This window comes from Ramlibacter sp. WS9 (assembly GCF_003797765.1).
Lineage (GTDB): Bacteria > Pseudomonadota > Gammaproteobacteria > Burkholderiales > Burkholderiaceae_C > Ramlibacter.
The window spans coordinates 1-928 of sequence record NZ_RKMB01000091.1; the positions used below are offsets into that span (position 1 = coordinate 1).

Sequence of the window (928 nt, forward strand, 5' to 3'; positions counted from 1 at the left end):
TAGCATAGGAGGGCGTGCAAAATTTGCCGTTCTCTTTTCATCCGGAAAAGAGTTCATATATGGAGACGGCTTTTTTAATAACGTCACGGGTGTCGGGAACCCTCTACATAGCCCCAAGATTATTGCTCCAATCACCCCCATGATGGCTGTGATAATCAACAGGCCCACCTCTTTTATGGTGGAGCCTCGGCTTTCTACTATCGTTTTATCTGATGATGAGGTTGAAGCCTGTGTAGTGGTCAACCCATCCCGGACAGTGGGTTGAGTTTTTCTTCGGCCACCGCAGGTGGTAACCCGTCGTTGAATTGATGCGGCCTGATCCAGTTGTAGCGGTGCATCAAGTAATGACTGATGTCCCGTTGGGCCTCCTGCGCCGTCAGGTAACCCGTTGACGGGACCCACTCCGACTTCAGACTGCGGAACAGGCGCTCCATCGGCGAGTTATCCCAGCAATTCCCCCGACGGCTCATGCTCTGCTGCATCCGATAGCGCCAGAGCCGTTGCCGAAACAGGCGGCTGGCGTACTGGCTGCCCTGGTCTGAATGGAACAGCACCTGCTGTGGCTTGCCGCGCTGTTCGTAGGCCATGTCCAGGGCCTTGATCACCAGTTCGGCATCCGGCTTGGCCGAGAACGCCCAGCCGATCACCCGCCGGGTATGCAGATCCAGCACCGCGGCCAGGTAGTGCCAACGGCCTTGCGCCCAGACGTAGGTGATGTCGCCACACCACACCTGATTGGGATGCTCGGTCGCGAATTCGCGGTTCAGCCGATTCGGGATATCCGGCCGCTCAACCGTGGCCTGTTTGTAGGCGTGCGAGCCCGGTTGCTTGCTGACCAGGCCCAGCTCACGCATCAACCGACGCACTCGGAAACGGCCGATGGTCACGCCCTCTTCGCGCAGCATGCCCAGAATGCTGCGGCTGCCGG

1 protein-coding gene and 1 pseudogene are annotated in these 928 nt (G+C 58.4%); one reads left to right on the top strand and one right to left on the bottom strand.

Annotated elements, in window-relative coordinates; genetic code table 11:
• Positions 1–265: hypothetical protein (locus EEB15_RS34405; protein ID WP_233259729.1), on the top strand; the 265-nt coding region annotated here is incomplete at its 5' end.
• Here EEB15_RS34405 and EEB15_RS33060 read toward each other — a convergent pair.
• A pseudogene (locus EEB15_RS33060) lies at positions 240–928 on the bottom strand (IS3-like element IS222 family transposase); the annotation flags it as partial. The gene EEB15_RS34405 and the pseudogene EEB15_RS33060 overlap by 26 nt on opposite strands.